We start from the raw sequence: 6,689 nt of genomic DNA on the forward strand, positions 1-6,689 counted from the left end.
TCACACCGCGCCAGCGTTCCGGCTTGTACGGGGTGACCCAGTTGTCGCCGCGCTTCTCGTAAGGCACGGTTTCGTAGAAGGTCTTGAGGATTTCCTCACCGTCCATACCCAGCGAGTACAGGAAGGTGGTGGCCGGCAGTTTACGGCGACGGTCGATACGGACGAAGACAACGTCCTTGGCATCGAACTCGAAGTCCAGCCACGAACCGCGGTAAGGAATGACGCGGGCGGCGAACAGCAGCTTGCCCGACGAGTGGGTCTTGCCCTTGTCGTGGTCGAAGAAGACGCCCGGCGAACGGTGCATCTGCGAGACGATCACGCGCTCGGTGCCGTTGACGATGAAGGTGCCCTTGTCCGTCATGAGCGGGATATCGCCCATATAGACGTCCTGCTCCTTGATGTCCTTGACCGAGCGAGCACCTGTCTCTTCTTCGGTTTCGAACACGATCAGGCGCAGCTTGACCTTCAGCGGCGCGGCATAGGTCATGTCGCGCTGGATGCATTCTTCAACGTCGTACTTCGGCTCTTCGAACTCGTACGAGACGTATTCGAGAACGGCGCGCTCGTTGAAGTCCTTGATCGGGAAGACCGATTTGAAGACAGCCTCGATACCCTCGTCGCGACGCAGGCCCGGACGGCTCTCGCGTTGCAGGAACTGTTCGTACGAAGCGCGCTGAACCTCGATCAGGTTCGGCATTTGCACGGCTTCAGGGATACGCCCGAAGCTGTAGCGAATGCGCTTCTTGCCGGTGAAGGAGGTCGCGGCTGCGATCTTGCCCAAGGCGAGACCGTCGGTGGACTTGGCCATTCTGTTTTCCCAATCGTGAGCCCCGTAAAGGAACCCAGCTCTCAATGCAGCAGCCACGGCACGCCTCAAGGCGGTCCGTGACCGTTAAAGTCTTCTCGGCATCCACCCTCGATCCGCCGGGCGGATCAGGATGCCTGAAATATCCCGCTCCCTTGGGAAGGAGCGACGCCTTCGCACCGGTTAGGAGGGCTTCAAACCGGGCCTCGGCGCTTGCGCACGGATTCATGGAATCTGCGAAGGGGCCATATATAACGCTTGACGCGGCAAAATAAAGACCTTTGGCCATTTTTCAGCCTGTTCTCGTCAGGTTCTCGCAAGGCAGGATTTCCGTGGTATGGATTTACCATGAAACACACCCTGACCGCCCTGACGCTTGCCGTCTCTGCTGCCCTCGCCTGCCCCGCTGCGGCTTCCGATTACGACACGGCCAAGGCGGCCTATGACGCCGCCATGGTCCAGCACGAATCGGCAATGGCGCAATACCGTGCCGCCCAGTCCGCCTGGGATGCCGGTCAGCAGGCCCATCTGGCATGGAATGCCGCCCGCAAGGGCTGGAGCACCACCGAAAGCGGCCTGCAATACCGCCTCGTCGGCAAGGCCAATCCGGCCGGCGCACAGCCTGCGGAAACCGACACCGTCATGGTCCACTATCGTGGCAACCTGATCAACGGTGCCGAGTTTGACAGCTCCTATTCGCGCAACGAGCCGACCAGCTTCCCGCTGAACCGCGTCATCAAGGGCTGGACCGAGGGCGTGGCCCTGATGCGCGAGGGCGAAACCTACGAGTTTCTGATTCCCGCGGATCTGGCCTATGGCGCGCGCCGGATGGGTGACGATATTCCGGCCAATTCAGCGCTGTATTTCACCGTCGAACTACTCAAGGTGAACCCGTAACGGATCAAAGGGCGGCTTTTTCGTGGACTAAGCCGCCCCCTTGCCGCCTTAAGTCTTGACGCGGTGGGCTGCGGCGTCTTGCTTTCCCCCACATTGTTGCCGCAGTTCTGCGGCCCATCTGGGGAAACGCCTATGTCCCGACGCGCCCTTGCGGTTTGCGCCTCTGCCCTTGCTCTTCTGGTTGCCGCACCGGCACTGGCCCAGAACGGAGCCGCCGCCCCGGCCTTGCCGGTTTCGCTGATCGAGATTCCGGCCGTTTCCGACAAGCTACTTGTCCAGCCCATTACCCTTTGGGTGGATGCCACCGATATCGAGCGCCGTATCATGAGCGTGCGCCAGTCCATTCCGGTCACACAGTCCGGCCCGATGGTGCTTTTCTATCCGCAATGGCTGCCCGGCAATCACGGCCCTGTCAGCCCCATCTCCCAAATTGCCAACCTGCAGTTCTCGGCCAATGGCCAGCGCATCGAATGGGTGCGCAACACGCTGCACCCGTGGTCCTATCAGGTCACCATCCCCGAGGGTGTCACCTCGCTGGAGGTCAGCTTCCAGTGGCTGACGCCGCAAAGCGACGCGCAGGGCCGCGTCGTGATGACGCCGGAAATGCTAAACCACCAGTGGGAGAAGGCTCTGCTCTATCCCGCAGGCTATGCCAGCCGCAATGTCGGCTTCATGCCACGCCTGAAACTGCCCGAAGGCTGGGATTATGCCGGTGCGCTCAAGGTCGAGGGTACGATTGACGGCTATCTGGAACTGGAGCCGATCAATCTGGAACATCTGGCCGACAGCCCTGTCTTTGCTGGCAAGCATTTCAACCGCATCGATCTGGATACCAGCGGCCGCTCGCCCGTCTATCTGAACATTGTCGGCGACAGTGCCGACATGGTGAAGATCAAGGATGAGCACCTGCAACTGCACCGCAATCTGGTGACGCAGGCCGACCGCCTGTTCGGTGCGCGTCATTATGACAGCTACAACTTCCTCGTGGCTGCTTCCGACCGTCTGGGCGGCATCGGTCTGGAGCACCAGCGCTCCAGCGAGAACAGCGTCGCGACCAAGTATTTCACCGACCCGACCGCCACGCTCGCAGACCGTGACCTGCTGGGCCACGAATACACCCACAGCTGGAACGGCAAATGGCGTCGCCCCGCCGACCAGATGGTCGCCAATTTCAACGAGCCGCTGCAAAACTCGCTTTTGTGGGTTTATGAGGGCCAGACCCAGTATTGGGGCCTGATCCTGACCGCGCGCGCCGGTCTGATGACCAAGGACGAGGCGCTTGGCGTCATGGCCATGGCCGCCGCCCAGTTCGAGAATGCCCCCGGTCGCCAGTGGCGCGCCCTGCAAGACACCACCAATGACCCGATCATCCAGCAGCGCCGCCCGCAACCGTGGCCCAGCATCCAGCGCTCCGAAGATTACTACCGCGAAGGCTCGCTGATCTGGCTGGATGCCGACACCCTGATCCGCCAGAAAACCAATGGCCGCAAATCGCTGGACGATTTCGCCAAGTCCTTCTTCGGTTCGGATGACGGCCAGTGGGAGGCCGCGCCCTATACATTCGAGGATGTGGTGCGCCACCTGAACGGCATCGTCGAACATGACTGGGCCAGCTTCCTGCGCGAGCGCGTCGATGCCGTCGGTCCCGACAGCCATGGCCCGATGAACGGCTTTGAACAGGGCGGTTACCGTCTTGTCTTCAAGCCCGAGCCGACCGGCTATATGGCCGCACTCTACAAAGAACTGGGCCGTAACGATTTCGTCTATTCGCTGGGCATGATGCTGAACGGCTCCAACCGCATCACCTCGGTGACGTGGGACAGCCCCGCCTTCAAACAGGGCCTGACCCCCGGTTGGGATATTGTCGCCGTCAATGACAAGGCTGCATCCAGCGATGCCCTGAAAGACGCGATCAAGGCCGCTGCCGACGGCGGTGCGCCCGTCACCCTGATCGTCAAGCGTGACGACCGCTTCCGCACCATCACCTTCGACTATACCGGCGGGCTGCGTTACCCGCATCTGGAACGCATCGAGGGCACGCCCGACTATCTGGGCGATATCCTTTCGCCCAAGTCTGCCGCCCCGCGCCGCCGCTAAGCCTGCACCGATTAAACAGAGTATCCGATAATGAAGTCCCGTCTCGTTCTTGCCGCCGTGCTGCTTTGCGGCACGGCAACCGGTGCGCTGGCACAAAGCCAATGGTCCGGCACGGTTGCCCCCATGACCCCTACGCCCCAGAACACACCGCTGGCCCTGCCCCGCGCCATCCCGCCCATTCCGGCACCGACCCAGGACGCCTATCCGGGCGTGATCCGCTATGAAGTCGATGCCAGCGATGTCGAGCGCAAGATCGTGCGCGTGCGTCAGACCATTCCGGTTTCGGCGGGCGACCTGACCCTGCTCTATCCGAAATTCCTGCCGGGCAACCATGCTGCGACCGGCCCTATCCAGTTGATATCGGGCGTGACGGTGACAGGTGCGGGCCAACGCATCGAATGGCTGCGCGACACGATCGACCCCTACGCCTTCCACGTTGAAGTGCCTGCAGGCGTTTCGGAAATCGTCGTCGAGTTCCAGTGGCTGACCCAGCCCGACAACAGCACATGGCGCGTCGTGATGACGCCCGAAATGCTGAACCTGCAATGGGAAAAGGCCCTGCTGTATCCGGCGGGCTATCACTCGACCGGCATCACCTTCCAGCCGTCGATCAAGCTGCCAACCGGCTGGAACTATGGCGTGGCGCTGGATACCGACAGCTTTGAAGGCGACATTGCCCGCTTCAAGCCGGTGGACCTCTATACGCTGATCGACAGCCCGCTGTTCGGCGGTGCCAATTTCAAACGTATCGACATTGATCCGGATGGTTCGGGCGTTCACCTGAACATCGTCGGCGACAAGCCCGACCAGATCCGCCCGACGCCGACCCAGATCGGTTATTACGAAAATCTGGTTACCCAAGCCGACCGCCTGTTCGGTGCCCGCCCCTATGACCGCTATGAATTCCTCGTGGCGACCACCAAGCATCTGGGCGGTATCGGTCTGGAGCATCACCGCTCCAGCGAGAACAGCGTACCGGACGACTTCTTCACCAACTGGGGCAAGAGCCTCGGCTCCATCGGCCTGTTGCCGCACGAATACGTCCACACATGGAACGGCAAGCGCCAGCGCCCTGCCGACGAGTTGACCGCCAACCACAATATCCCGAGCCAGAATACCCTTCTGTGGGTCTATGAAGGCCAGACGGAATATTGGGGCGACGTGCTGACATCGCGCTCCGGCCTGGCCCCTGTGGCCGACATCATCACCTCGTTTGCCGAGGTCGCGGCCTTCTATGACAACCAGCCCGGCCGTGAATGGCGCCCGCTTCAGGACACCAACAATCACAACCTGCTGGGTTACCGCACCTCCAACCCCTATGCCTCGTGGATGCGTGGCACGGGCGACTATTACCGCGAAGCCCTGCTGATCTGGCTGGATGCCGACACCCTGATCCGCGAAGCCACCAATGAGCGCAAATCGCTGGACGATTTCGCCAAGGCCTTCTTCGGCGGTGACAATGGCTCAAGCGCCCCGCGCGGCTATGTGTTCGACGATGTGGTAACGGCCCTGAACACCGTCCATCCTTACGACTGGGCCACCTTCCTGCGGACCCGTCTGGATGCTGCTGGCCCCGACGCCAAGGCTCCGCTGGATGGTCTGGCTCGCTCGGGCTACCGCCTGGCCTATACCGACACGCTCACCGAGGCCGAGAAGAAGATCCAGACCGGCTGGAAAACCGATTTCCAGTACTCGCTGGGCTTCACCCTTAGTTCCACAAACCGCATCAACGGCATCCGTTGGGGGGGGCTGGCGTTTGAAGCCGACATCGGTCCGGGCTGGGAGATGATCGCGATCAACGATCTGGCCGCCAATGCCGACCGCCTGCGCGAGGCCGTGACCGCCAATAAAGATGGCTCCGCCCCTATCAAGCTGCTGCTCAAGCGTGGAGATGCCTTCCGCACTGTCCAGTTCGACTATGCTGGCGGTCTGCGCTATCCGCGCCTTGAACGCATTGAAGGCACCCGCGACCGCCTGACGGAAATCCTCAGCCCGCGACGTCGCTAAGCCTGAACGCAAACGGCCCGGGATCATTTCCCGGGCCGTTTTCTTTTAATCGTTACCGTTTCAGACCTTCAGCAACCCCAGCAGAGCAACCGCCGCTTCGCGCGAAGACGCAGGGTTCTGGCCCGTCACCAGAGTGCCATCGGTCAGCACATAGGATGCCCAGTCGGCACCCTTGCTATAGCGCCCGCCCTTTTGCACCAGCATGTCCTCGACAAGGAACGGCACCACATCCGTCAGGCCGACTGCCTCTTCCTCGCTATTGGTAAAGCCCGTAACGGACTTGCCCTTCACCAGCGCATCACCGGTCGCGCTCTTAACGTCTTTGAGCACTCCCGGCGCATGGCAAACAAAGCCGGTCGGCTTACCCGCTGCGGCAAAGGCTTCAATCAGCTTGATCGAATGGCTGTCATTGGCGAGGTCCCATAGCGGACCATGGCCGCCGGGATAGAATACGGCGTCGAAATCCTCCGCCTTCACATCCGACAGCTTGTGCGTGGTTGCCAGTTGCGCCTTGGCCGCTTCGTCGGCCTTAAAACGACGTGTGTCGTCGCTCTGGGCATCCTCGGCATCGCTCTTGGGATCAAGCGGCGGCTGACCGCCCCGCGGCGAGGCCAGCGTGATCTGCGCCCCCGCATCCTTCAACGCAAAATAGGGCGCGGCAAGCTCTTCCAGCCAGAAGCCGGTCTTTTGACCCGTATCGCCAAGCTTGTCGTGCGAGGTCAGCACCATAAGGATTTTCATGGGGGAGTTCCTTGTTGTTCCCCCTCCAGATGGATATCGGCACGCCCTGTTTCCATCCGTCCGCATTAAAAACATGCGCGGACAAAAGAAAACGGGCCGCAGTTTCCTGCGACCCGTTTCTGAAAGCAGTCTCTGGAGTACC

General features: G+C 61.3%; 4 protein-coding genes and 1 pseudogene. 3 read left to right on the forward strand and 2 right to left on the reverse strand.

Annotation, left to right across the window (positions count from 1 at the left end; all coding sequences use genetic code 11):
• Positions 1 to 808: pseudogene (locus RSB01_RS12780) on the reverse strand (DNA-directed RNA polymerase subunit beta); the annotation flags it as partial.
• Positions 809 to 1,153: 345 nt separating this feature from the next.
• Here RSB01_RS12780 and RSB01_RS12785 point away from each other — a divergent pair.
• The 3 genes from RSB01_RS12785 (at position 1,154) to RSB01_RS12795 (ending at position 5,806) form a co-directional block, all read left to right on the forward strand.
• Positions 1,154 to 1,702, forward strand: coding sequence for an FKBP-type peptidyl-prolyl cis-trans isomerase (locus RSB01_RS12785; RefSeq protein WP_332590701.1), 549 nt, complete (start codon positions 1,154 to 1,156; stop codon positions 1,700 to 1,702).
• Between the two features lie 132 nt (positions 1,703 to 1,834).
• Complete coding sequence (locus RSB01_RS12790) at positions 1,835 to 3,799, forward strand: PDZ domain-containing protein (protein ID WP_332620114.1); 1,965 nt, start codon at positions 1,835 to 1,837, stop codon at positions 3,797 to 3,799.
• A 30-nt stretch (positions 3,800 to 3,829) separates the two neighbouring features.
• Positions 3,830 to 5,806 (forward strand): peptidase M61, encoded by a 1,977-nt coding sequence (locus RSB01_RS12795; RefSeq protein WP_332620116.1) that lies wholly within the window; start codon positions 3,830 to 3,832, stop codon positions 5,804 to 5,806.
• A 60-nt stretch (positions 5,807 to 5,866) separates the two neighbouring features.
• Here the strand turns inward: RSB01_RS12795 and RSB01_RS12800 are convergent, their stop codons facing one another.
• Positions 5,867 to 6,547, reverse strand: a complete 681-nt coding sequence (locus tag RSB01_RS12800) for a type 1 glutamine amidotransferase domain-containing protein (RefSeq protein ID WP_332620117.1) — start codon at positions 6,545 to 6,547, stop codon at positions 5,867 to 5,869.
• Positions 6,548 to 6,689: the final 142 nt, after the last annotated feature.

It is taken from the genome of Brevundimonas sp. (genome assembly GCF_036659295.1).
In the GTDB taxonomy this organism is placed as follows: Bacteria; Pseudomonadota; Alphaproteobacteria; order Caulobacterales; family Caulobacteraceae; genus Brevundimonas.